17 protein-coding genes and 2 pseudogenes are annotated in these 24,013 nt (G+C 59.4%); 2 read left to right on the forward strand and 17 right to left on the reverse strand.

The genetic code is table 11. The annotated features are described in order from the left end of the window. Positions 1 to 396: 396 nt before the first annotated feature. Both BLT55_RS34905 and BLT55_RS22720 read right to left on the reverse strand, forming a co-directional pair. Positions 397 to 1,503, reverse strand: a pseudogene (locus tag BLT55_RS34905) (FIST signal transduction protein); the annotation flags it as partial. A gap of 114 nt (positions 1,504 to 1,617) precedes the next feature. Beyond that, the gene (locus tag BLT55_RS22720; RefSeq protein ID WP_054999737.1) at positions 1,618 to 2,418 is read right to left on the reverse strand and encodes a mechanosensitive ion channel family protein; all 801 of its coding nucleotides are present in this window, start codon (positions 2,416 to 2,418) and stop codon (positions 1,618 to 1,620) included. Between the two features lie 299 nt (positions 2,419 to 2,717). Here BLT55_RS22720 and BLT55_RS22725 point away from each other — a divergent pair, with 299 nt between their 5' ends. Both BLT55_RS22725 and BLT55_RS22730 read left to right on the forward strand, forming a co-directional pair. Next, positions 2,718 to 3,164 carry a hypothetical protein gene (locus BLT55_RS22725; RefSeq protein WP_054999475.1) on the forward strand — a complete coding sequence of 149 codons (447 nt, stop codon included), beginning with the start codon at positions 2,718 to 2,720 and terminating at the stop codon, positions 3,162 to 3,164. 194 nt (positions 3,165 to 3,358) lie between these two features. Then, entirely contained in the window at positions 3,359 to 4,336 is a 978-nt protein-coding gene (locus tag BLT55_RS22730) for an IS5 family transposase (RefSeq protein WP_007247761.1), read from the forward strand. Positions 4,337 to 4,470: 134 nt separating this feature from the next. Here the strand turns inward: BLT55_RS22730 and BLT55_RS22735 are convergent, their stop codons facing one another. The 15 genes and pseudogenes from BLT55_RS22735 to tssA form a co-directional block, all read right to left on the reverse strand. Then, on the reverse strand, positions 4,471 to 5,073 hold the full coding sequence (locus BLT55_RS22735) for an Imm43 family immunity protein (RefSeq protein WP_054998911.1): 603 nt from the start codon (positions 5,071 to 5,073) through the stop codon (positions 4,471 to 4,473). Positions 5,074 to 5,232: 159 nt separating this feature from the next. Further along, positions 5,233 to 6,210 carry an IS5 family transposase gene (locus tag BLT55_RS22740; RefSeq protein ID WP_007247761.1) on the reverse strand — a complete coding sequence of 326 codons (978 nt, stop codon included), beginning with the start codon at positions 6,208 to 6,210 and terminating at the stop codon, positions 5,233 to 5,235. Positions 6,211 to 6,249: 39 nt separating this feature from the next. After that, entirely contained in the window at positions 6,250 to 10,779 is a 4,530-nt protein-coding gene (locus BLT55_RS22745) for an RHS repeat-associated core domain-containing protein (protein ID WP_074800917.1), read from the reverse strand. A 12-nt stretch (positions 10,780 to 10,791) separates the two neighbouring features. After that, on the reverse strand, positions 10,792 to 11,217 hold the full coding sequence (locus BLT55_RS22750) for a DcrB-related protein (RefSeq protein ID WP_055002067.1): 426 nt from the start codon (positions 11,215 to 11,217) through the stop codon (positions 10,792 to 10,794). 15 nt (positions 11,218 to 11,232) lie between these two features. Further along, positions 11,233 to 13,167 carry a type VI secretion system Vgr family protein gene (locus tag BLT55_RS22755; RefSeq protein ID WP_055002068.1) on the reverse strand — a complete coding sequence of 645 codons (1,935 nt, stop codon included), beginning with the start codon at positions 13,165 to 13,167 and terminating at the stop codon, positions 11,233 to 11,235. Positions 13,168 to 13,212: 45 nt separating this feature from the next. Next, positions 13,213 to 15,900 carry a type VI secretion system ATPase TssH gene (tssH, locus tag BLT55_RS22760; RefSeq protein ID WP_055002069.1) on the reverse strand — a complete coding sequence of 896 codons (2,688 nt, stop codon included), beginning with the start codon at positions 15,898 to 15,900 and terminating at the stop codon, positions 13,213 to 13,215. Further along, positions 15,893 to 16,945 (reverse strand): type VI secretion system baseplate subunit TssG, encoded by a 1,053-nt coding sequence (tssG, locus tag BLT55_RS22765; RefSeq protein ID WP_055002070.1) that lies wholly within the window; start codon positions 16,943 to 16,945, stop codon positions 15,893 to 15,895. The genes tssH and tssG overlap by 8 nt, the downstream gene beginning before the upstream one ends. After that, positions 16,909 to 18,768, reverse strand: coding sequence for a type VI secretion system baseplate subunit TssF (gene tssF / locus BLT55_RS22770; RefSeq protein ID WP_055002071.1), 1,860 nt, complete (start codon positions 18,766 to 18,768; stop codon positions 16,909 to 16,911). The genes tssG and tssF overlap by 37 nt, the downstream gene beginning before the upstream one ends. After that, positions 18,765 to 19,277, reverse strand: coding sequence for a type VI secretion system baseplate subunit TssE (gene tssE / locus BLT55_RS22775; protein WP_375233509.1), 513 nt, complete (start codon positions 19,275 to 19,277; stop codon positions 18,765 to 18,767). The genes tssF and tssE overlap by 4 nt, the downstream gene beginning before the upstream one ends. Beyond that, on the reverse strand, positions 19,274 to 19,711 hold the full coding sequence (locus BLT55_RS22780) for a hypothetical protein (RefSeq protein WP_055002072.1): 438 nt from the start codon (positions 19,709 to 19,711) through the stop codon (positions 19,274 to 19,276). The genes tssE and BLT55_RS22780 overlap by 4 nt, the downstream gene beginning before the upstream one ends. Then, positions 19,711 to 20,155: pseudogene (locus BLT55_RS22785) on the reverse strand (T6SS effector amidase Tae4 family protein). Before BLT55_RS22785 ends, BLT55_RS22780 begins: the two are co-directional and overlap by 1 nt. Before the next feature lie 78 nt (positions 20,156 to 20,233). Next, complete coding sequence (locus BLT55_RS22790) at positions 20,234 to 20,722, reverse strand: Hcp family type VI secretion system effector (protein WP_007252917.1); 489 nt, start codon at positions 20,720 to 20,722, stop codon at positions 20,234 to 20,236. A gap of 114 nt (positions 20,723 to 20,836) precedes the next feature. Continuing rightward, on the reverse strand, positions 20,837 to 22,333 hold the full coding sequence (tssC, locus tag BLT55_RS22795; protein WP_055002073.1) for a type VI secretion system contractile sheath large subunit: 1,497 nt from the start codon (positions 22,331 to 22,333) through the stop codon (positions 20,837 to 20,839). Between the two features lie 15 nt (positions 22,334 to 22,348). Then, the gene (tssB, locus tag BLT55_RS22800; protein ID WP_007252919.1) at positions 22,349 to 22,864 is read right to left on the reverse strand and encodes a type VI secretion system contractile sheath small subunit; all 516 of its coding nucleotides are present in this window, start codon (positions 22,862 to 22,864) and stop codon (positions 22,349 to 22,351) included. 95 nt (positions 22,865 to 22,959) lie between these two features. Continuing rightward, positions 22,960 to 23,967 (reverse strand): type VI secretion system protein TssA, encoded by a 1,008-nt coding sequence (gene tssA / locus BLT55_RS22805; RefSeq protein ID WP_055002077.1) that lies wholly within the window; start codon positions 23,965 to 23,967, stop codon positions 22,960 to 22,962. Positions 23,968 to 24,013 lie beyond the last annotated feature (46 nt).

A 24,013-nucleotide genomic window follows, 5' to 3' on the forward strand; every position in this document is an offset into this window, starting at 1 on the left:
GTGGCGCAATTGACCGGCAATTTCTTCCTGATCGTGATGAGCCTTGACCAGCACGTCACCCAGATCACTCAGCCCGCTGAACACCGGACGAATCTGTTCATCGAGCCCGGTCGGATCAATGGACTGGACGAAATTGCGCTGCTTGAACTGGTTGATCTGTTTGACCACCACATGGCTCAGGCCGGCCAGCTTCTTGATCTGGCGCCGCAGAAAGAACGCCTTGAACTCGCCGTAGTAGGCAATGAAGTTGTCGATGTAATCATCGCGGAACGGATGGCCTTCCGGCACTTTGAAGAAAAATACGGCGGTGAGGGTCTGATTGAGGTTCAGGCCGAGGATCTCCCCGAACGTCGAAAAGCCCACTACCGGTGTTTCGCCGAACACGCCATTCATACGCCCCAGTTCGCTGCCGTTATTCAGACGGCGCAGAATGCAGTCGCTCAACAGACCGAGCAATGGCTTGCCGGATTTGCCCTGAAGGAAGCGCGCGAAGTCGTTGCGCGTGGTGTCGATCATCGACGTCCGCTTGACCATGACCAGCTCTTCGCCCGGCGCGACATCGCAAAACAGATGGACGCGCTCGCTTTCGTAATCAATACGCGCAATCGAACGTACGAATAGCTCTTCGCCCACCCGGATGGCGAACGAATAATGCGCCAGCTTGCCTTCCAGCTCGTGTCGCTCGCACTTCAGCGCGTCACACAGCGCCGCCACCATGGTGGCGATCTCGCCTCGGGCGTTGACCACCTGACTGATGTAACGCTCTTCCAGCGAGGCTGTCAGGACACTCAGGCTCAGTGGCGTAGCCTCGAAGTTCTGGCTTTTGAACACGCCGAAACGCACGTTCTTCGCGCTCTTGAGAAACACCACTTGCGCATGGTTTTCGTAGCTGCGTTTGCCGTCATGGATCAAGGTCTTCTTGAAGTCGCCCTTGCCGCCGGCCGAGCCGCCTACGAACAGGCAGGGGAAGCGGCCTGATTCATACAGCGCTTCCATGAAGAACGACTCGGACGCGGACAAACCGTCGAACGTGACGTAGGCCAGCGTATCCCGATGGTCGATAGGCGTGCTGACCTGCGTGCGCTTGATCGAGTCGGTCAACCGCGCAATCCGCTCACGCATCGACAGACGCTTGCCCGTGCCACGAATGTCTTCGCTGTGCAGCGGAATATGCACTATTTCCGCGCTCTGGATCACACTGGCGTCAAACAGTGCCAGCACAATGCGGTCCCACTGATTATCTGCGGCGCAATACAGCGAATCATTGCTGGAGCAGAGTTCGCCCGACGTCGTGCACAGGCTGATTTTCGCAGTGGGAAAGCGTGCTGCGACCGAGCGCGCAACCTGATCGAAATCAACATGCGGCGAAACGAAACCGGTCAGGTAAACTGGGTCAAAATTCAGCGTCGACAGTGTTTTATTCAATTCCCGGGCTGACGTAATGGCACTGAGTACGCCTCCGGTCCGCGACGTGCTGGCCCGGAAGCGAGATAGAAAGCTCATGGTTGAGTCCGTTGAGTAAAAGGCAGAGGCCAGAAAACAGGGCGATACCTTTTAATCGGCTGCCGACGGGTTCGGCTTAGCCAATGGACGATGAATTTTGCCTATACAGCCCGTTCAGGCCATGTGCAGCATCAACGCCCGGATCACGGCCAGCGTCTGACGGTGCACCGAATCATAATGGTCGTTGTGGCAATAAGGCCGCACGGACAGGGTGATGGAGTCGGCCGTCGTAGATGACAGATGCACATCGACCGGAGGGCTGATCAGCACATTGGGCAGGCGGGCGACCTGTTCCTTGAGGCGCGGGATGATCGTCTGTTCGTCCGCCGTGGCGGGCAGCGTTGCGGTCAGTTCTACGCTACGGAAGTCATTGCTGGAGAAGTTGATGATCGTATCAGCGAAGATCTTGTTGTTACCCACCAGGCTCAACACGTTGTCCGCCGTGTTGACCGACGTCACGAATAGCCCGATTTCCACCACGGTCCCTGTCACACCCGCTGCCGAGATCACATCGCCGACCTTGAACGGCCGCAGCACGATGATAAAGCCGCCCGCCGCCAGGTTGGACAGCAACCCCGACCACGCCATGCCGATCGCCAGCGCAACAGCCGCCAGCAACGCCCCGAAACTGGTGGTCTCGATACCGCAGTAGCTGAGAATGGCGATCACCAGAACGATATTCAGCGTCACCGTGATGAACGAGCCCACATAGCGCAACACCGTCGGATCGAACCGCTGCCGCGTCAGCGAGCGTTGCGCCATCCTCACCACAACACCGATCAGCCAGCGCCCCACGATCCACAGCAACGCAGCGATGACAAGCTTCAGGACAATCGCGACCCCGTACTGCAGAACAATGTTGAGCAACGAATTGATTCGGTCAGTGCCAATGTTGATAACATTCAGCGCATCCATAAACGCAACTCCTGAACGTAAGGCTCGCCCGGCAGATGGCCTGCAAAGCGGAGCCGTACATTGCCCGGAAGAACGCGATGCTGACTACTGGTAGTTTTGACTGGAGGCAAAAGGCCTGCTGCCACGATAGTTCGTGGTCTTGACGGTCCCGAACTTCGTTCAGAGTCAAAGCAGCCCTGAGATAACGATGAGCGCGCCGTTGTGGCACGAGAGCCAATGACAAGGCCAGCACTTCGATGTTGCGCCCGCCAGAAAATCGCTAGACTCGGCACCTCGTTCAGATAACGCAAGGACCTGGCATGCCGCTTTCTTCCGACACTCTTCGCCGCACGCTGGTGACCTGGTTATACGCCGTTGCAGGGGGGCACGTGCTCGGCAGTCTTGTGTTCACCTGGGCCGGCTATGCCGGTTTGCTTGATGGCTACCTGACCACGCTCGAACAGGCGTTCTGGACCGAAGCCGTTCCCGCCGCTGCCCGCGCGCAACAGGTCTGGTGGATGGCCTTGTTCGGTGCCACCCTGCAAACATATTCCGTGTACATGCTGGCGCTCGTGCACCTGGGCAACCGCCTGAAAAGCCCCATGCCGTGGGGCTGGCTGATGGCCGGGCTTCTGCTCTGGGCGCCTCAGGACATACTGATTTCGGTGCACGGCGGCGTGTGGTCGCATGTGTGGCTGGATCTGGCGGCGTTGCTGGCATTGTTGCCGCCGTTGGTTTGGTTGTGTTGGTTTGATCGTCGTGTCTGAGGTGGCCTGTGAAATTTGGCGCGAGCTTTGGTACTGACTCGCGCCAGTGTTATCAGCATCTGTTTATCCGCAGTTCCTCAAGCAATCAAGCGGGCTCTATGGCACCTAGGGAGGCGCTGCAAAAATAGCCAACTGTCCCCACCCTTGGCACACTAAGTTCCTTCAACAGCTCCCTCTCCGTGAGCGTTACGCGCGTGCAGAAGACCTTCTCCGAACTCGAATATACCGGCAAGAAAAAGCAGACTCGCCGAGATCGCTTCCTGGCTGACCTTGAACAGTTGGTGCCCTGGGCCCTGCTGGAGGCGCAAGTGGCGCCGTTTTATAGCAACACCGCAGGCAAGCGCGGACGCCCTGCGATAGGGGTGTCGCGCATGTTGCGCATGTACGTCGTGCAGCAGTGTTTCGGTTTCTCCGATGAAGGTTGCGAAGATGCCGTCTACGACAGCCAGGCCATCCGCGGTTTTATGGGTATCGACCTGGGTCGCGAGTCTGCACCGGATGCCACCACCTTGCTGCGTTTTCGCCGCTTGCTGGAAGTCCATCAGCTAACCCGGCTGCTGTTTGAAACGATTAACCAGCATCTGGCCAGCCGGGGGCTGCTGCTCAAGGAAGGCACTATCGTCGACGCTACTCTGATCGCCGCGCCGCCCTCGGTCAAGAACCGAGAAGGCAAGCGTGATCCTGAGATGCATCAGGCCAGGAAAGGCAATCAATGGCACTTTGGGATGAAGGCCCACATTGGTGTAGACGCCACGTCGGGGCTGGTGCACAGCGTAGTAGGGACGGCCGCTAACGTGGCGGATGTCACCCAGGTTGGCCAGTTGCTTCACGGTGACGAAACCTATGTTTCGGGTGACGCTGGATACACCGGTGCGGCCAAGCGACCGGAGCATGCTGAACGGGACGTTATCTGGTCGATTGCAGAACGGCCAAGCAGTTACAAGCAGCACGGCGAAGGCAGCGTGCTGTATCGGGTCAAGCGCAAAATTGAATATGCCAAGGCGCAACTGCGTGCCAAGGTCGAGCACCCCTTCCAGGTAATCAAGGTGCGCTTCAATCATCGCAAGGTTCGCTACCGTGGGCTGGAAAAGAATACAGCGCAGTTGTTCAGTTTGTTTGGGTTGGCCAATCTGATGCTGGCCAAGCGGTATTTACAACAGACGGCAGGATAAATCCGTCTGAAAGGCGGGACTGGCCCGCCTTTCAGCAAAATGAGGGCAGAAATCTGCTCGAGAAACGTAAAATAAGGCCGGCAGGTTGAAAAAAACCGGCTTGGAAATGGGGACGGTGCGAACGGGTTAATTGTTCAGCGTCTCCCTAGCTTTTCAGTACTTACGATTTCGACTCCTTTTAATCCCTGTTGATTGAGCAATTCGGCTGCGGCGGGTGAAAGAAAAACTATATCCAGTAAAGTCGTTTCGTCAATTTCAAAAAAGTCCAGAGTAGCTTCGCTTGTAAGAGTGAGACTCTCAACGCTTTTGATTTCTCCTGTTTTTCTGTACGTGATGGATGACTTTTCAATGTCGATCACGCTGGCAGGCACTAGCTCTGACATTTGTTGGCGAATGAAATAATATGCTCCTTGCTCCATAGGCGCTCCTTTTGGGGAAACGATATCAAGCTTTGCTACCTCCCAACGGCCGATATTCAGTGTTTTTATCACAGACCAAAAGCGGTCGCTTACAATATGGCCTTCGAAACTAGTTCGTAAGTCAAATTCAAATTGCTTGTCTTTAGTGATAAGTACAAGGTTTTTTGGTAATGTTGCTTTAGGCTCTCCAGGATCCGCGTAATGCCAGTCCTGAGTCATTCCTTTGTTGTACGCTCCAGGAACAAAGGTCTCATGAATAACACCATCAATAAAAATTGGGCAGTTTTTTTCTTTCCTGTAAGCAAGTGTATAGTGCATAAAAACCTCTTTAAGGAGACGCTGAACAATTAACCCGTTCGCACCGTCCCCATTTCCAAGCCGGTTTTTTTCAACCTGCCGGCCTTATTTTACGTTTCTCGAGCAGATTTCTGCCCTCATTTTGCTGAAAGGCGGGCCAGTCCCGCCTTTCAGACGGATTTATCCTGCCGTCTGTTGTAAATACCGCTTGGCCAGCATCAGATTGGCCAACCCAAACAAACTGAACAACTGCGCTGTATTCTTTTCCAGCCCACGGTAGCGAACCTTGCGATGATTGAAGCGCACCTTGATTACCTGGAAGGGGTGCTCGACCTTGGCACGCAGTTGCGCCTTGGCATATTCAATTTTGCGCTTGACCCGATACAGCACGCTGCCTTCGCCGTGCTGCTTGTAACTGCTTGGCCGTTCTGCAATCGACCAGATAACGTCCCGTTCAGCATGCTCCGGTCGCTTGGCCGCACCGGTGTATCCAGCGTCACCCGAAACATAGGTTTCGTCACCGTGAAGCAACTGGCCAACCTGGGTGACATCCGCCACGTTAGCGGCCGTCCCTACTACGCTGTGCACCAGCCCCGACGTGGCGTCTACACCAATGTGGGCCTTCATCCCAAAGTGCCATTGATTGCCTTTCCTGGCCTGATGCATCTCAGGATCACGCTTGCCTTCTCGGTTCTTGACCGAGGGCGGCGCGGCGATCAGAGTAGCGTCGACGATAGTGCCTTCCTTGAGCAGCAGCCCCCGGCTGGCCAGATGCTGGTTAATCGTTTCAAACAGCAGCCGGGTTAGCTGATGGACTTCCAGCAAGCGGCGAAAACGCAGCAAGGTGGTGGCATCCGGTGCAGACTCGCGACCCAGGTCGATACCCATAAAACCGCGGATGGCCTGGCTGTCGTAGACGGCATCTTCGCAACCTTCATCGGAGAAACCGAAACACTGCTGCACGACGTACATGCGCAACATGCGCGACACCCCTATCGCAGGGCGTCCGCGCTTGCCTGCGGTGTTGCTATAAAACGGCGCCACTTGCGCCTCCAGCAGGGCCCAGGGCACCAACTGTTCAAGGTCAGCCAGGAAGCGATCTCGGCGAGTCTGCTTTTTCTTGCCGGTATATTCGAGTTCGGAGAAGGTCTTCTGCACGCGCGTAACGCTCACGGAGAGGGAGGCTGTTGAAGGAACTTAGTGTGCCAAGGGTGGGGACAGTTGGCTATTTTTGCAGCGCCTCCTTAAGCAAAGTCGACCAGTACTTGACTTGGTTCGTATTTTTCCTGATACAGTTTTCTTGCGAAGGCTGCGTTGAAGTGACTCAACCTGTTGCCTTGCTTGCGCTCGAGATATTTCTTTCCGAGAGTAACGTCTAGAGATTCTTCTCAGTTTCTCATCAACAAGATTGGAATAGTCTTTGTGCGATCCGTTGTGGTAGACCTTCTTTCCAATCGCTTTTGCTTTAGCTTCACTATCAGGCATGAGCAACCCATTGCTTGCCTTGTCACGTGTTCCATCCATTCCAATCTTGTTCATAAACCCTTCGTGGCGATTCCATACCTGCACTGGAATAACATGCTGCGCCTGCATGTTGTCCCCTACAACCCCACCCAACGATCTATCCAGCGCAGAACTCGGACTCCATCCCCACGGGTCCACCCAACCAATAGGGTTAGGCCCATAAGCATAGGTATTCAACCCCCCCGCCAACCCAATCGGGTCCGGCGTGGTAAACCGGCCGATGTCCGGATCATAAAACCTGAAGGTGTTGTAATGCAGCCCCGTTTCGCGATCGAGGTACTGGCCCTGGAATCTCAGGTTCTGTTCTTCGATGTAGTAGGGCTCACGGATTTCTTCGACGGTGTTGCCCCAGACCCGGTAGCGTGCTTGCCAGACGGTCTGGCCGTCGTTTTCGGTCAGTTGTTCGGGCAGGCCGTTGAGGTCGTTGTGGTAGTAGCGGATCTTTTGCAGTGCGCCGGTGCCATCGACGCGGGCCAGAGGTTCGTAGCCGTCGTCGGGGTATACGTAGAGGCTGGTCTGACTGTGTTTCTGTTCTTGCAGCAGGCGCATGCCGTCCCAAGTGAAGTGCGTTTCGCCGAGCGGGAAGCCGTGCTCGTCATGCTCGGTCTTGGCGATTCGTCGCCCTAGCGGGTCGTAGGCCATTCTCACCACGGTGTTGCGCGCGCCGCCGTGGTTGCGCACTTCAATCAACTGATGTTCTGCGTCGTAGATAAAGCGCTGCACCCGCTGGCTGCCGCTACGCTTTTCGATCATGCGGCCGAAGGCGTCGTAGCGGTAGCGTTTGTCCTGATAGGTCAGCAGTTTGTTATGCACCACCAGCCCCGCGCTTTTCGGCGGTCCGTCGAGGAGGTTGGCTGCGGCGTCGTAAGCGAAGGTTTCGTTCTGACCCTGAACGTTGTCCTGACTGGCGATGATGCTGCCGGTGGCGTCGTAATGCAGCAACTGGCGATGGTCGCCGCGCGGCTGCTGGTCCAGGCGGCCAATCAGGTTGTCTGCCGGGTCGAAGTCGAAGTGTTTCTGCACGGTTGCCGGGAGAATCGGTGACTGGCTTGCGAGCCTGCGTTTGCGCGAGCGCAGTCGGCCGCTGCGGTCGTATTCGCTGCGGGTAATGATCTGACCCTGCGTGCGCAGCACTTCGCGATGCAAGCGGTCGCGCTCGAAATCGCTGATGACCTGGCCGTCCAGATTGATCTGGTGTAGATGCCCGCTGCCGTAATACAACTGATTGAGCCAGCGGCCGTCAGGCAGTTGCGTCTGGAGCAGATTGCCCAACTCGTCGTAATGGTATTTCAGGCTGCCTGCCGCGCTTTGCTCTTCCAGCAACTGGCCGAGCGCGTCATAGCTGAAACTCAGGCGCTGCGCCTCGCCCGCCTGGTTTGTGAACGTCACGCCGGTCAGTTGATCAACCGGGTTGTACTGGTAAGCCGTTCTGCCGTCGTCGGTGACTTTGGCCATCAATCGCCCGACCGCATCGCGCTCCAGCGCGTGAACGATGGGCGCAACCGGGTCGTCCGGAACCACGGCCAGCCCATTGCCGAAGGGAGCGGGGATGTATTCCAGGTGTATGACGCTGGCCAGTGCGTCGTAGGTGTAGCGCCGACCGCTGCCGTCCAGATCCTGCTGCTGCGTCAGCCGGTCGCCTGCGTCCCACGCAAACCGATAGCTTTCAGCGTTCTCGTTGGTCAGTGCCAGCAGGCGGCCGTACGCGTCGTAGCTGAATTGCACCGAACGCCCAACCGCGTCCAAGCGCTGACGCACGCGTCCAAGCCGGTCATAGTGATAGCGAGTGGTGTGCCCTGCGGGGTCGATATAGCCGATGAGCTGACCGCTGCCATCGCGCTGATACTGCTCGATGCGGTCATCGGGTAACTGACAGTGCAGCAGACGGCCCTGGCGATCGTGCTCATAGAGCGTGCGCTCGCCCAGCGCATCGGTCACGACCTGCAAATAACCTTGCCGGTCGTAACTGAACCGGGTCGGGTAACCCGAGCAGTCAATGTGCTCGATCAGTTGCCCGAGATCGTTCCATTCAAGGGTTTTGTGCTTGCCGGTGGCATCAATGATCTCGATGGTCTGGCCGCGTTCGTCGTAGCGGTATTGTGTTGCCTGACCCAGCGGGTCTGCCTCGGCAATGCAGTTGCCACGCTGGTCGTAGCGATAGCTCCACTGGTTGCCGGCCGCATCGGTTTCCACCAGCGGCAGTGACCAGAGTTCCAGCCACAGAACCGATTCGCGACGGCCGAGCGGGTCAAGCGTTTCGCTCAGATTGCCCGCTTCGTCGTAACTGTACTGATACTGCCCGCCCACGGGATCGATGGCGCTCAGCAGCTGGCGCTCGTCACTCCAGCTGAAGCGCCAGGTGTTGCCCAGCGCGTCGGTGTAGTCGGTGATCTGGTGCTGCGCATCCCAGTGGCGCACGCTGATACGTTGCAGGCCGTCGATGACGCGGGTGATGCCGTTGCGCAAATCGTAATCGAAGGTGTAGCTGTCGCCTTCGTCGGTCCAGTGCCGGACCACGCGCCACTCGACACCGTCCACCTGCGCCCACTCATAAAAACAGCGCAGGCCGGTGGGCAACTGGTGCTCGACCATGCGCTGACCCACGTCATAGGTGAAGCGTCGCTGGACCTGGCCCAGCGCATCGCGAACTTCGGCCAGATGGCCAAGACCGTCGTAGTCGTAGCTGACCAATACATCACGCTGCTGATCGGCAAACAGCCGTTCAACGCGCTGCACGCGGTCGGGCCATTGCGCGCTGTAGATCAGCTCAACCTGCACCAGGTCCAGCGTATCGCGCAGACGAATCAGTTTTCCTGCGGCGTCGTAATCCAGGTAAATCCGGTTGTCATTTCGGTCGCCCAGTTGGCTGAGGCGCAGGAGGGCAGAGTCTGCAAGTGTCGGTTCGAACAACCGGTATAGCCCGTCATCACTCTCGATCAGCAACTGGCCGTTGTCGTTGCGGCGCACCGCCAGCCCCTCGCCAGCGCTGAAAACCGCGCCGCCCAGAGCGATTGAGCCCATGTCGATGCGTCGGGCCTGCTCATCGGTGTAAATCAGCCGCTCGCCACCATCAGGATGCGGCTCGATCTGCACGCTGATTTCATAGGGGACGCTCCAGCCGGCACCGAGCAGGCTGTGACGTCGCTCATCGCGACTGTTGTAAAAGCGCTGCCAGTCGATGAGCAAGACGCCCGGCAGTACGAAGTCGAGTTCGTCGTCGCCCCCCAGTACCTTGGCACCTGTGGCAGCATGCACCGGATTGGGCGAGCCGGACATCGCGTTGTTCAGCGCCCCGGTGACCTGGCTGACGACATAACCGTTCACGGCCGACAGCAGCATGCAGGGCAGGTTGGCACGAAACTTACCCTTGCCGCCTTTGAGCATCATGAGGACGGTCAGCGCCAGGCCGACGCCAGGCGTCTTACCGCTGCGGATTTCCCGCACCACCACCGAATCGCCACCGATGGTCACGTTGGATGAGACCATTCCCGACGACACCACCTTAGCTTCGCAGGTGCTGCGGTCGCCGCTACGTACGGCGGGCTGGCCGTTGATGCTGACCTTTTCCGAACCTTCCGCGAGAAACTGCGGCGGCATCGGCGGATGCTTCATGCAGGTGACCAGATCCAGCGGCTTGGGCACCGCACCGGGCACCGGCTCTGCGACGGTGGGCTGCCAGAGCTGCGAGAAAAAGCCCTTGGCCATGTCCAGAAAGCCGGACTCTTCCGGCTTGCCGACGCTCATGAGGTTCGGCCCGGTGTGCGGGGCTTCTTCGTTTTCAGCGTCTTCCTGTTCGCTGTCCAGTGAGCGCAGCGGGTTCATCTGCGACGGCACGGCGCCAGCCGCGCGTGCAGCCGGAATCGAGTTGATCAGCGTGTCGGTAGAGCCGGTGAGAATCGTGGCCTGTACCGTGGGCGGGAACAGGCCATTGGCAATCGTTTCGCATAAATCAGTGAGCCCTCGGTCTGCCCCGGTCCTGCTCATCGCCAGACCGACGATCACCCCCACCACCGCACCGAGCACACAGGCACCCAGCCCGCCGGTGGCAACGGTAATGCCGGTAGCCGCCACCACCGCCATTGTGGCCAGCGACCCGATGGCGGCGTAAGCGGCGACCTCGAGCACGCCGCCCAGGATATCGGCCATCATCGAGCTGTGTTCGAGACCGTCGCCCAGTCGGGCAGCCCATAACGCGTCAGACATTCAGGGCGCTCTTCATGCGAGGGTCAGCGTCTGCTTGAGCGTCGCCCAATGGGCTGCCTCCGCATCCCCCAGCGGCTGAGCCTTGACGTAACTGAGGGCGATCATCTTGCGGGTGCCCGGCAGCACCAGCGCCAGCTGGAACTGAAAGACTTTTTCAGCGCCCTTGCTGAACTGGCTGCGCAGCTCGATCGCTTCAATCGACTGATCGGCACCCAGGCGTGTGCTTTGCACCGGTTGATAGCGCAGGTCCTGAACCTGCTGCTCCAGGCGCTTCAGTTGCGCGTCCAAGTTGCTGTGCAGGGTTTCGCCGTCGGCCAGTTGACTGCGGCTGACAATCAACGACGTTCCCAGCGCCGGAAACTTGAGAATGTTGATCGATGCGTCCAGCAGTTCGCTCTCGGGCAGTTGCAGCTGAAACTCATTGAGGCGGTAAACCATGGGGCTGACATCTCGTTATTGGGGCTTGGGAAAGGCGCTGGCGATATTCGCGTCGATGGTGGCTTTGATGCCCTGACCGTCAGGCGCGGCATCGGCACCCTTGCCATTGTTCAGGTGCAGCACGCCACCGGTATTGAATTGCGCGTCGCCGCTGGCGTGCAGGCTGATCTGCACACCGCAGATATTGATCTGGCCGCTGGCGTTGAGCTCCAGCACGCTTTTGCCGCATACCAGCCGCAGGTTTTCCCCCACTTCAATGATGTAGCTCTGGCTGACGCTGTCGGTCTTGCTCGATCCGACGGCCAACACATCGTCCTGTTTGACGATGCGGACGCGGTTGTTGCCGATCAATACGGTCTCGTCATGACCGATACTCTTGAACCGGTCGTGGCCCACCGAGTGGCTTTCATCCACCTCGACGATCACGTCCTGATTGCGCTCCGCATGAATGTACAACTGCTCTGCACCTTTCTTGTCCTCCATGCGAATCTCGTTGAAATTCGCAGGCGTGCCGCCCTTGCTGGAGCGGCTTTTCATGCCGCTCTGGGTGGCATTGGCGGGCAGGTCGTAAGGCACGGTCTGTTCGGCGTTGTACACACGGCCAGTGATGATCGGGCGGTCGGGATCGCCTTCCAGAAAACTGACGATCACTTCCTGGCCGATGCGCGGGATCTGCATCGATCCCCAGTTTTTGCCGGCCCAGGCTTGCGAAACGCGAATCCAGCACGAGCTGTTTTCGTTGGACTGATCGTGGCGGTCCCAGTGGAAATGCACCTTCACCCGGCCGAACTGGTCGGTCCAGATTTCTTCGCCAGCGGGACCTACCACCACGGCGGTCTGCGGGCCTTTGACGATCGGGCGCTGGGTCGTGGCCAGTGGCCGAAAGCTCTGCTGGGCATCAATGCAGCTCAGGCCGAGTTCAAATTGCACGCCGCCCCCGGAAGCGCCGCTTTCCAGGCTTTCCTGCGCCAGGTAATAGCGCGCGCCGACGATCAGGTATTCGCGATTCTGATCCTGACGGCCGAAACCGGTCAGGCTGAACAGGTGCCCGGCACCCAGCCCCCGCGCGTTGCCGCTGAGTTCGACCCGTTCGTGCAGGCTTTGCAGCGCTTCCAGGCGAGTGCGTGCGTAGTGCTCGCCATCCTGGCTCTGCACGTAAGTGCCGGGGTAGTCGTAAAGCGGATAATCGCCCGCGGTGTGCGGACGCGGCATGGCCGAGCGCACGTCGATGCTCGCGCTCGGTCGCTGGAAGTCGTAGTCATTCAGTTCCAGCGAGCCCGGCTGCACTTCCTGAGCCAGACGCCAGTCATTGATATGATCACGCTCACGATGCTGGCCGTCGGGTGGAAAGTAGGGTACCGACTCGTAACCGGCCGCCGGTTGATGAGCGCCGTAGGCATCGGCCAGCACCAGTACGTGACGATCCTTTTCGTGACGGAAAAAGTAATAAATCCCTTCCTGCTCCATCAAGCGGCTGACGAAATCGAAACTGCTCTCGCGATACTGCACACAGTATTCCCACTCGCGATACGGTTTGCTCAGGGCGTCCTCGAAGTCGGAAAAACCCAAGTCGCGGAACACCTGTTTGATGATCTGCGGGATGGTCAGGTTCTGGAAAATCCGGCAGTCGGATGTGCGGGTCAACAGCCACAGCCATGGGCGCAGCGTGACCTGATAACTGGCGAACTGATCGCGGGTCACGTTCTGGCTGCAGCGCGCCGCAATGCCATGAAAATAACGCGGTGCACCGCCCGCCAGTTGCACGGACAGGCTCATCGGCTTGCCCAGCAACTGGTTGAGGTCCAGCGCGCCGTCGACCGAGGTCAGTTGCAGGTCGTAACTGAACAGCCGCCCCAGCTCATCGCCGCCGCTCATTTCCTTGAGCAGCAGCACATCCGGGCCGAGTGGGCTGCTGACTTGTGCCAGACGCGTGAGTTGCTTGAAGTTCATGGGTTGTCCCGTTCAGCGTTCAACGGCTGCAGCGCGCCGAGCGTGTCAGGCCGTTGCATCACTGAACTCATAATGCAGTTCGTTATCGCGCTGGCTGATGCGAACGCCGGCAAGCGCCTTGCCTTCCAGCATGCGGGTCAGGAACTCGCGGCTCATGTCCGGCAGCAGCGTGTTGGTCAGAATCGTGTCGATCATGCGCCCGCCGCTTTCGGTTTTGGTGCAGCGCGATACGATCAGGTCGATTACGTCATCGTCGTAATCGAACGCAACCTTGTGGGTGCTCTCGACACGCTTTTTGATACGGTCAAGCTGCAAGCGAGTGATGGCCTTGAGCATGCTGTCGCTGAGCGGGTAATACGGGATGGTCACCAGTCGACCGAGCAGCGCGGGCGGGAAGATCTCCAGCAGTGGTTGACGCAGCGCCTTGGCGATGGCTTCCGGGTCCGGGACGTTCAGCACGTCTTTGCACAGGTGCGAGATCAGTTCGGTGCCAGCGTTGGTGGTCAGCAGAATCAGGGTGTTCTTGAAGTCGATCACCCGACCTTCGCCGTCCTCCATCACGCCTTTGTCGAACACCTGAAAGAAAATTTCGTGCACGTCCGGGTGGGCTTTTTCGACTTCATCCAGTAGCACCACGCTGTAGGGTTTGCGGCGAACTGCTTCGGTCAGCACACCGCCTTCGCCATAACCGACGTAGCCCGGCGGCGCACCCTTGAGCGTTGATACGGTGTGTGCTTCCTGAAACTCGCTCATGTTGATGGTGATGACGTTCTGCTCGCCACCGTACATGGCCTCGGCCAGCGCCAGCGCTGTTTCGGTCTTGCCCACGCCGGACGTACCGGCCAGCATGAACACGCCAATCGGCTTGCTCGGGTTGTCCAGCCCGGCGCGCGAGGTCTGGATACGCTTGGCGATCATTTGCAGGGCGTGGTCCTGGCCGATGATGCGCTTCTTCAGGTGCTGATCCAGATTGAGCACGGTTTCCAGCTCGTTGCGCGCCATACGGCCCACCGGGATGCCGGTCCAGTCAGCAACCACCGAAGCCACCGCCTGATAGTCTACGGTCGGCAGAATCAGCGGGTTTTCGCCTTGCAACGCGCTCAGACGCTGCTGCAAATCGACCAGCTGTTCGCGCAGCGCCTTTTGCTCGTGGTTATCCGGATCGGCAATCACATCCACGATCCCGGCGCTGTCACGCAACTGCGCACGCAGCGCCAGCAACTCGTCGACCAGCGTCTTTTCATCGGCCCAGCGGGTTTCCAGCACTGCCAGGCGTTCGCGCTCGGCGTTGAGCAAGGTTTCGCTGTGGCTCTGGCGGGTCGCTGTGACAATGCCGATGGCGTGTTCACGGGCGATGATCTGCAACTCAGTTTCCAGTGCTTCGATGCGGCGACGGCTGTCGTCCACTTCGGCCGGAACTGCATGCAGGCTGATCGCAACGCGCGCACAGGCGGTGTCCAGCAGGCTGACGGACTTGTCCGGCAACTGACGCGCCGGGATATACCGGTGGGACAGTTTCACCGACGCTTCCAGCGCCTCATCGAGGATTTGCACCTGATGGTGCTGCTCCATGGTCGAAGCCACACCGCGCATCATCAGCAGCGCCTTGTCTTCCGACGGCTCGGCGACCTGCACGACCTGAAAGCGGCGAGTCAGGGCCGGGTCTTTTTCAATGTGTTTCTTGTACTCGGCCCATGTAGTCGCCGCGACGGTTCGCAATGTGCCGCGTGCGAGTGCCGGTTTGAGCAGGTTGGCAGCATCGCCCGTACCTGCTGCGCCGCCCGCACCGACCAGCGTGTGGGCTTCGTCGATGAACAGAATGATCGGTCTGGGCGAGGCCTGAACATCTTCGATGACCTGATGCAGACGCTGTTCGAATTCGCCTTTCATGCTGGCGCCGGCCTGCAGCAGGCCGACATCCAGACTGCGCAGCTCGACATCCTTGAGCGCAGGCGGCACATCACCGGCAACGATGCGCAGGGCGAAACCTTCCACGACGGCGGTCTTGCCGACACCGGCTTCACCGGTCAGGATCGGGTTGTTCTGGCGGCGGCGCATCAGGATGTCGACCATCTGACGAATCTCTTCATCACGACCGACAATGGGGTCCAGCTTGCCGCTGCGCGCCTGCTCGGTCAGGTCGACGGTAAATTTGTTCAGTGCTTCCTGCTTGCCCAGCGCGCTGGGTGACATGGCGCCGCTGGCTTCACCCGGAACGGCACCTGCATTGAAACCGTCGCTGGCGCTCAAGGCGTTTTCCGGGGAGTCACCAATGTACTCGTCAAAACGTTCGCTCAGGGCTTCGACCTTGATCTTGTCGAATTCTGCCGACAGGCCCAACAGGGCATGGCGCAGGCTTGGCGTCTTGAGGATACCGATCACCAGATAGCCGGTGCGCACCTGACTTTCACCAAACATCAGGCTGCCGTACACCCAGCCGCGCTCGACCGCTTCTTCGACGTGGGAAGACAGATCGGTGATTGATGTCGAACCGCGTGGCAGGCGATCCAGCGCTTCGGTCAGGTCGCGGGCCAGGCGCGCCGGTTCTACGTTGAACTGACGGATGATGCGGTGCAGGTCCGAGTCCTGAAGCTGCAATAACTGATGAAACCAGTGCGCCAGTTCGACATACGGGTTGCCACGTAATTTGCAGAACACCGTCGCCGCCTCGATGGCTTTGTAGGCGACGCTGTTGAGTTTGCCGAACAACGCGGCGCGACTGATTTCACCCATGTTTCCTGCTCCTTGAAAGGTGTGCTGACGTTGCCTGGTCGGCGTAGTGCCGAGCCAGAATCAAATCCCTGGCGTCCTCTTCGGGCGTGCCGAGCCAAGTGTTGAAACCCAGCCGCTGACGCCCGTTGAGTTGAAAAGCCGGGACCTCGGGCTGTTCCAGGATCAGGTTCAGATCCCAGTCCAGTTCGTGGCCCAGATACTCCGCAACCCAGGCCACCAGCTCCTTGAACGGCTGGCCATCAGGCAACATGCCCATGTAGTCAGCGAACTTGAGCGGCCCGAGCCGTATACGAAACTTGTGCTGACGATCCCAGACGTGGCTGCCCAGACAAAAGTCCACCCCCAGTTGATTCGAACGGACACCGGCGCGGCTGCGCTCAGGCAGTTCAAGCCACTGGCCGACGTATTCTTCGATCTCTACCGGCAGGCCGAAGTACTCGGACAGAATCGCGCGCAGGCCATCCGGGTAGCGGGTCTGCGCCGCCAGATGGCCGCTGAAATGCAATTTGGCCGTGTCCGGAATCAGGCCCTGTTCAAGCAGGCTCTGCATGCCGCGTCCGCTGAGTGCGGCGAGCCGTGCCGACCAGTAATCATCGTCCGGGCGGTCATGGCTGACGGTCGGACGGGCTTCCGCCCAGGCGCGGTAGAACAGGCTCAGCAACCGATGATGGAACACGTCCAGAAAGCGTTTGCTGGTGCTGTCGGCGTTGTTGCGCTGACGTTCGCGCACGTACTCGGTGATGTGCAGCGGCAGCGCGCCGTTAGGGCCGCCGAGGCCGAAAAAGAACTGCTCCAGGCGTGCCGGGCTGTTTTCGCTCGCCGGCGTCATGGAGGCCAGTGTCGACGGGGCGAACGCGCTGTCCGGTTGTTGACCCATCCGTAACGGGTCGTCGGCCAGCCGCACGGAATGGCCGATTCTGGGCAAATCCGGCGATTCGCACTCGATACGCCGTAGCGCCTGGAAGAAATCGAATTCCCAGGGCTGCTCGTGCATGGCCGTCACAGTATTCAAAGGGTCGGACGGCGTCCGGGTCGGGCTTTCCATCGCATGATCTCGCCGCGTTCGGTGGTACGTAACACCGTCTCGGTAAAGCTGTTGATCGACACGTAACGTGCCAGGAAACGCTCGAACACCGTGCCGAGCAAAAACACTCCGGTGCCGCGAAAGGCGTTCTCGTCAAACTCCAGGGTAATTTCCAGACCCCGGCCAAATACGATCGGGCCCGGCATCGGCAGGCGGCGGGTGCAGGGTTTGCTGCTGACCTCGCGCAGGCCTTCGATCTGCAATTGCAGGGCAACGTCGTTGTCGTCGCCGTATAACCGGAGCAGTTCGCGCAATGCCGCTGCGCCCTGACCCTGTTCGCTCAATGACAGGTAATTCAGCGACAGCTGGCTGATCAGGCGCCAGGCCTTGTTGTCGTGGGCATGGCTGGCGCGCGGGCGGCTCGGGCCGGCCAGGCAGCGCACGGCGGACACCGGCGCGCTGTCGGCCAGTGTGAAGTCGGTCTTGCCGCTGCCGACGCTCATGAACAGGGGCAGATCACGATTGGTGCACAATGCAGTCAGGCCCAATTGGCGCAAATCATGTCCGTAAGGTGCCTGCTGGCTGTCGACCAGGCTGATGAACGTCTCGCTGCCCACATAGTTCGAGCGTGTTCCATTGCGTCGCTGCTCGCTGGACAACACCCGCGGCTCCCGGCGCAGCACGTAATACGCCTTGTCACGGCCGTAACGCGACGGGTCGCGCACCGTATAAAACGGCAGGAATGGCTGATCTGGCCCGGTGCCGTGCCCGGTCAAGCTCTTGAGCGAATGAATCTCGAAATCCATCGGTCGCGTACGGTCGGCAATTGCATGGTGCTCATGGACGCGATCGGTCAGGTGAATGCGGTCAAGACGGCGCGGGAACAGGTTGATGGCGGGTGTGCAGAACGGTACGAATTGCTCGGCGCCGATGCTGCTTTCCAGGCTTTGCTCGAAACTGTTGAACAGCACGATCAGTTCCAGCTCCTGCCCGGAGCAACGCTGCACGGCACGGGTCAGTTGGCTGAAATCGACAAACAGAAAGCGTTGCGGCAGGGCAAAATATTCCTGCAACAGGCGGTAGCCCTGAAAGGCTTGGGGTACCACGGGCAATGCCGCTTCACGGTCATCGAACCCGCAGGGGCGCAAGGCGTCGGCCGACAGGCGCTCCACCCAGTCGCCGCCGGGCTGGCGGGCAAACACGGCACAGGCGTTGCCGAGCAGTTGCTCATAAAGGCGAAAGGGTTGTTCGTCTGCGCCATGCAGAAACAACGGCAGGTTATCCAGCGCCAGCTTGTCAAAGGTCAGCTCTGCGCCCGTGCGCAAGGTAATGCGCAGCCCCGCCTTGGCTTTGGGTTCGCTGGCGGCCAGGCGTCCGAGCACGGCTGCCGGATTGCCGAAGTACTCCGCCTGGGTCACCTGCAATGGCCACAACGTCACGTCATGCGCGCTTCGATACTCACAGGGTGTTTGCGAGTCGCGACCCAGTGCGGCACGCATCACGCTGTCGCGGGGCAGGGTAAAGCCGCTGCTCAACGAACCCTCGTTCGGGTCCGTCTGCAGCTGCACGACGGTCATCGAGGGTGTGGGCGCCAGGTAGTGCGGATAGGCGATTTCCAGCAGATTATGGGTGAAGGTCGGGTATTCGGCGTCCAGTTTGAGTTGTACGCGAGCGGTCAGGTAAGCGAACCCTTCCAGCAGGCGCTCGACATACGGATCTGCGCAATCGAGGCCCGACAAGGTCAGACGCCCGGCGATTTTCGGGTATTCGCTGGCGAACTCGGCGGCGCTTTCGCGGATGTGCTGCAATTCCTGGTTGTACAGGCCCAACAGGCGCGGATTCATGAGCGCCTCCGCTGTTCGGCAGGCATCACGTAGACATGGCCGGATTCCAGATCCAGTTCGGTGCGCAGCAGCAAGGGCAGGGCGACCGGTTGAGCCCACAGGTCGCCCTGGATTTCGAAGCTCAATGCGTTGTGATTCATTTCGTCACGCCCCACTCGGGCCCTCACTTGCAGCGTCTGGGGCAGAATGCGCGGCTCGTACGTCACAATCGCACGGTGAATCAGGCTTTCCAGTTGGCTGACATCGATGCTCGACGCACTGTTGCCTGCCAGCGCCGGCAATCCGTAATTGACGACCGAAGTACCGGCCGGAGTGTGCAGCGTGGCATCGGCGTCCAGCAATGACGTAGTGTTCAGCAGCCAGGCCAGATCACGCAGTACCGAGGCCTTGAGCTGACTGAGAGACAACACGCGCTTGTCCGCACTTTCCTGCGGATTGCTCGGGTCTTCGTCGGTCAGCCGATCGAGCAGCGACGGCTGCAGGCGCTCGCGCAGAGTGATGTCGTTCACCAGTCGAACTGCCAGACGAACGCTTTCTGATCCCAGTGGGCTGGTCCGCACGCGGCGACCTGGCTGACGGGCGATGCCTCAAGCTTGCCGTTGAACAGGCGCACTGGCTGAAGATCAGTGACGCAGTTCTTGCTTGGCGCGGGCAACGGATCACTGCGCTCGACCATAACGATAAGAGCCTTGCGATACGTTTCTACGCGCACTTTTTTTTGCAGGTCCTCGCTGAAGCGGCAGGGCCACTGCATTTCCAGCGTCAGGGGCGCGTTTTCCGCGCGGTTCAGGGTACAACGTCCCTGCTCGTTGCTCAGGCTGAGTGGCTGGCCGCCGACTTCGGCCTGGATCAGGCCATTGGGGGGCGGGTCTGTTTGTTCGGCACACGCGTTGAGGCTGATCAGCATGGCAGTCAGCACGGGAATCACGACCGATTTACGCATCACGTCAGCTCCCAGAACCAGACAGCCTTGGCCCGGGCCGGTCTGGGTCTGGCCGCGATTCCACAGGTCGATATGGTCGCCGGTGGGATGGCCCTCTGCATCGTTCGGCTGTGCGTAGAAATCCTTGTAGAAGATAACGCCTGTCTTGTCGATCAGGCTGTTCCGGTCTGCCGAACTGTTGCTGTAGATTTTCGGCGCGCCGAGTTGTTTCTTTTTCCACAGCCAGTTGGCCAGAGATTCGGCACCTCGGGCATGCCCGTGAGCACAACGAGGCTCGCTGTAGGTAGAACTGTTAACCGCAAGCGAACGCTCATTGCACAGCGCTATGCTCAGGCGGATCGCACACTGATTGTCCCAAGGACCATCGCAGGGCTTGCCGCTGGGCGAAGTCCCCATCATGTCGTTGTACGCTTTCCACAAATTGATAAAAGCTGGCTTGGCCATCATTCAATCTCGAAACGGCATGGATCGGAGCTTCCGGATACCGATGGCCCCGGCATCTGCTGACGGGGCCGCATGCACTCAGCGCTTGGTGTTGGAGCGGATGTTCCAGCCGTATTTGACTGGGCCGCCTTCCTTGGTGCCGTCAGCTTTCTGTGGCTGATAGTCCACCAGCACCTGGGCGAAATTGAGGGTGACGTTTTCGATCAGGCGATCATCGCTGCCCGAGCCGCCGGTGCTCAATGAAGTGATGAGCACTTCTTCCAGATTGATGATCAGGTACTCGACCTGGCTTTCACCGCCAGCCTTGCGCACGGTCAGCTTGACCTTGTCGATGTGCTTGCCGCTGGAGCAATGCATCATCAGGTTCGGCGTGGATTTGTCGACGTACTTGGTAATCGACAGGTCCTGAATATTGACCTTGCCTGCACCACCGCCTGTGCCGGTGTGCATGTTGCCGGTCTGGGACATGCCCCAGCTCCAGTTCAACACATCGATCTCTTCCTTGTGGGCCTTGTCCATGGACTCGCCCTTGATGTCACCGATCTTGATAAAGATATCGACTGCCATGTTCTCTCCTGATGTGGCGTGGACCACTCATGTGTTGATTGGCTGCACACCGGTCTGGACGTGCAGCCTGTTCGCATTGCGCAAAACCGCTCGCAGCCCTGGCTGCGGACGTGGTCAGGCACCCTTGGCCGAGGGCAGCTTGGAAACCAGACGCAGTGATACGGTCAGGCCCTCGAGCTGATAGTGCGGGCGCAGGTAGAACCTGGAGTTGTAGTACCCCGGATTGCCTTCGACGTCTTCGACCACCACCTCTGCTGCCGCCAGCGGATGCTGGGCCTTGGTGGTTTCTGTGGAGTGCGCCGGGTCGCCGTCGACGTAGTTGAGAATCCAGTCCTGCAACCAGCGCTGCATTTCGTCCTTCTCTTTGAACGAGCCGATCTTGTCGCGCACGATGCATTTGAGGTAGTGCGCGAAGCGGCAGGTGGCGAACAGGTACGGCAGGCGTGCGGCCAGGTTGGCGTTGGCGGTGGCGTCCGGGTCATCGTATTCGGAAGGCTTCTGCAAGGACTGCGCGCCGATGAACGCTGCAAAATCAGTGTTCTTCTTGTGCAGCAGCGGCATGAATCCGTTCTTGGCCAGCTCGGCTTCACGGCGGTCCGAAATAGCGATTTCGGTCGGGCATTTCATGTCCACCCCGCCATCGTCGGTCGGGAAGGTGTGAGCAGGCAGATTTTCCACTTCGCCGCCCGATTCGACACCGCGAATCCGCGAGCACCAGCCGTAATGCTTGAACGAACGGTTGATGTTTACTGCCATGGCGTAGGCCGCGTTGGCCCAGGTGTACTTGGCGCTGTCGGCGCCGTCGGTGTTCTCTTCGAACGCGAACGCTTCCACCGGATCAGTCTTTGCCCCGTAAGGTAGGCGAGCCAGGAAGCGCGGCATGGTCAGGCCGATGTAACGTGCGTCTTCCGATTCACGCAGCGAACGCCAGCCTGCGTATTCCGGGGTAGTGAAGATTTTGGTCAGGTCGCGCGGGTTGGACAGCTCCTGCCAGGAACCCATGCCCATCACGGTGGGCGAGGCCGCCGCAATGAACGGCGCATGCATGGCGGCACAGACCTTGGACAGCTCGCCGAGCAGTTCGACGTCCGGTGGCGACTGGTCGAAGTAGTAGTCGCCAACCAGGCAGCCGTAAGGCTCGCCGCCGAACTGGCCGTATTCTTCTTCGTACATCTTCTTGAAAATCGGGCTCTGGTCCCACGCCGTGCCCTTGAATTTCTTCAAGGTCTTGTGCAGCTCCGGCTTGGAGATGTTCAGGACACGAATCTTCAGTTGCTCGTCGCTTTCGGTGTTGCTGACCAGATAGTGCAGGCCACGCCAGGCGCTTTCCACTTGCTGGAAATCCGGATGGTGGATGATCTGATTGACTTGCGCCGTCAGCTTGGCGTCGATCGCTGCAATGATCGACTCGATCGACTTGATGGCGTCGTTGGACACCAGATCGGTTTGCGCCAATGCCTGTTCAGCGAGGGTGCGTACGGCAGTTTCGACCGCTTCGCGGGCACGCTCGGTCTTGGGTTTGAACTCTTGCAGCAGCAACGACGCAAACTCGCTGGTCTGCTGGTTGGCAACGGCGGCTTGTGGCTGATTTTCGCGACTCGATTCGGTCATGATGTCTGGTCCTGATTACGCGTTGGGCTCGGAGTCCTGAGGCTTTGGCGCACTCGCCAGGGCCTGGAGCAACGCAGGATCCTTGATAGCCTTCATGATGATTTCTTCAGCGCCGGTCTTGCCGTCCATGTAGGTCAGCAGGTTTGCCAGCTGCGTCCGCGCTTCGAGGAGTTTTTTTAGTGAATCGACATTGCGCGCAACCGCCGCAGGGCTGAAGTCATCCATGCTCTCGAACGTGATATCCAGGCTCAGGTTGCCTTCGCCCGTCAGCTCGTTGGGCACGTTGAACGCGACACGTGGCTGCATGGCCTTGAGGCGTGAGTCGAAATTGTCGACATCAATTTCCAGAAACTTGCGATCGGCCACCGCTGCCAGAGGCTCTGCCGGTTTGCCGGCAAGGTCTGCCATGACCCCCATGACGAAGGGCAACTGGACCTTTTTCTCGGCGCCATAAAGCTCCACGTCGTATTCGATCTGAACTCGCGGCGCGCGATTGCGCGCAATGAATTTCTGAGAACTGGTTTTCGCCACGTTGCTCCTCCTGGTCGCTGCTGCGACGGTGTTGGCGTCATCGGTCGTTGCCGGTAACGGGATTGCGTGATCCGGACACAGACCCCATCAGGGAGTCAGTCAGCCTCGGGTCCGCGCAAGTTTTCGAACTGCGACATACCGTCTGGAATCAGGTTACGCACGATGGCTTCGAAATCGGCGTGCACCAGATTCTTTGCTCGGTTCAACAGCACCGGCAGCGGGCTCGAAGGCTCGTGGCGGGTGTAATAACTCAGAATTCGATCAAGGCTGCGCAGTACATCGTCGCGAGTGGCAATGTCGCCGGACGCGCTTGGCGTGATGGAGGCGGGCGCTTGCGCGGCAGACTCTGGCGCTTCGTCGACAGGCTCGCTGTCAGCACTGGCGACGCTCTGTTCGCCCAGAATCTGCATGGCTTGCCTGAGCAGCTGTTTCAGCGGGGAAAGGTCGACACCCTGTGCCGAACCGACCTGCTCGGACACGAAACGCTCGATAAATTCGGCGGCCGAGCGTGCTTCGCTCAGCGCGCTTCGGGTGGCGTCCAGTTGCTCGGGATCACTGTCGCGCAGAGCGGCAGACAAGGTATCGGCGGTCAGCGTCTCATCGGCAAAGCTCTGCAGGCCGCTGGCACTGAGCGCGGCGCGCAGGCTGACAGTGCCGAAAGCCCGGGAACGAATCAGAACGCTTTCGCGCAACAGGCGGATATTGGTGTCGCAGGTCAGACCTGACAGCGCATTAATGCGCACGGTGGGGTCGTTGTCGTCATCTGCATCAAGCTGCGGGTAGATATCGGCCCAGTATTGCTTGAGAAGCTCGCTGATGAGCGTGAGCACGTTGCCCAGGCCGGCAACGCCGTCGAGCGCCAGGGCACTTTGCAGAAGGAAATGGGTGATGCGCAGGTCTTTGCTGCGCTGCAGCAGCGCAACGCTCGATTGCTCGATGGCGCGCCATTGGGGGGGCTCGGCAGGTTGTATCGAGTCACCCATGACGCGTTCAGGACGGCCCTGGGCATCGCGCTCCAATTGCAGAAAATCCGGGTCGTATTCCAGATCATCGCCGCAAGGAAAGTTGGCGGAAACTGCAGCGAGCAGCAACGGTATATCCACCAAGATCGATCTCCTTATCAAATCAGTTGTTGTCGCGCGGCTCGTC

Source organism: Pseudomonas cannabina (genome assembly GCF_900100365.1).
Classification (GTDB): Bacteria; Pseudomonadota; Gammaproteobacteria; order Pseudomonadales; family Pseudomonadaceae; genus Aquipseudomonas; species Aquipseudomonas cannabina.